The organism is Rhodococcus sp. T7, from assembly GCF_009872365.1.
GTDB lineage: Bacteria > Actinomycetota > Actinomycetes > Mycobacteriales > Mycobacteriaceae > Rhodococcus_F.
Genome location: NZ_WXYH01000239.1, coordinates 1 through 1,324 on the forward strand (window position 1 = coordinate 1; position 1,324 = coordinate 1,324).

General features: G+C 65.2%; 2 protein-coding genes. One reads left to right on the forward strand and one right to left on the reverse strand.

What is annotated here, in order from left to right; genetic code table 11:
• Positions 1 to 159 precede the first annotated feature (159 nt).
• The gene (locus MLGJGCBP_RS21580; protein ID WP_160097952.1) at positions 160 to 1,224 is read left to right on the forward strand and encodes an MBL fold metallo-hydrolase; all 1,065 of its coding nucleotides are present in this window, start codon (positions 160 to 162) and stop codon (positions 1,222 to 1,224) included.
• Between the two features lie 12 nt (positions 1,225 to 1,236).
• On the opposite strand, the gene MLGJGCBP_RS51935 is transcribed toward MLGJGCBP_RS21580, so the two are convergent.
• Positions 1,237 to 1,317 carry a hypothetical protein gene (locus MLGJGCBP_RS51935; RefSeq protein WP_268960765.1) on the reverse strand — a complete coding sequence of 27 codons (81 nt, stop codon included), beginning with the start codon at positions 1,315 to 1,317 and terminating at the stop codon, positions 1,237 to 1,239.
• Positions 1,318 to 1,324 lie beyond the last annotated feature (7 nt).

The window sequence follows — 1,324 nt, forward strand, 5'->3', positions numbered from 1 at the left end:
CCTGCCTCGGTCAGCTGATATGTGACCGATACGGGCGGTCCCTCGCAGACTTCCCATCCAACTGTCAACTAGTTTTTTACTAGTAACACTTTTGTTGCTAGTCACTGATCGGATTCTCGGAGGGAGACAGCGAGGCGGGTGGCATGCTAGAACGAACGAGTGGCACTCGGCGAACAGATCGAGATCGACGCTCGAACGCGCATGATCGTGGGTCAACCGCTCGACATGGCCGCGGACCAGCCGGATGTGGGCAACGCGATCGTTCACCGAGCCGGAGATCTCCTGGTGGTCGTCGACACCGGGGTGACCACCGCTTTCCGCGACGCGATCCGATCCGCTGCCGACGACCTCGCTCCGTGGTCGAAGGTCCTGCTGCTCACCACCCACGGTCACCCCGACCATGTCGGCAACAACGACATCGTCGACGACCTCGGCGTCGGACTCGACCGCTCGAACGTGCAGCATTTCGTCAGCGCGCACGACTCGAGCCAGTACCGCGATCGAGGGCTCCCCTACTGGATCACGAGTCTCGAACGTGTGTCCGGCCTGGTGCCGGGGTTCGAGGATCCCGCTGACGCAGCACGTCGGCTCCTCGCCATGTACCGGCCCTACGTTCCCGTCACCGATATCACCCGGACGTACGAGGAACTCCCGCTCGAGCACCTCGTCATCGGCTCTCAACACGTGTCCGGCTGGTCGTTCGGGGACGGTGCCGTTCAGGTCGTCCGCACCCACGGTCACTGCGCCGGCCAGGTCGTCGTCCACCTCCCCGGGGCACGGTTGCTGCACCTGTCGGACGAGCCGAACGGGCCGTGCGGCGCGATGCACGACGCCAACCAGATGAACATCTTCGCCGCGGCCGCCTTGGCGCTGACGCTGGTCGAGACCGGCGCTCTCGACGTCGTCACCGAGGGCCACGCGTTCGAGGTGTTCGATCGCCAGGCCGCAGCCGCGCGCCTGTCGACGTTGCTCGATCAGGCTTCGGCGCTCGACGGCGCCGCACAGGCACTGCTCACCGATCGCATCGACGACCTACCGGCGTTCGTTCAGGCCTTCATCGCGCGATCCCAGGAGCTGGGCGTATCGGGCGCGAATCCGAACCCCATGTTCAACACGATGATGACGATCGCCAAGTTGCGCGAGCTCGGTCTCGTAGCGAAGGGTGCGGGCTCGCACCAGACATGGACCCGACCCGTCCTCGACGACTCCACGCGCGCACCGTGACACGCGTGCCGGTCACTGCAGCCTGAGGTGCGTCCTCGCCCAGTCCGCCAGTTCGTCGAGGACCGGCATCAGTGACTGGCCTGCCTCGGTCAGCTGATAT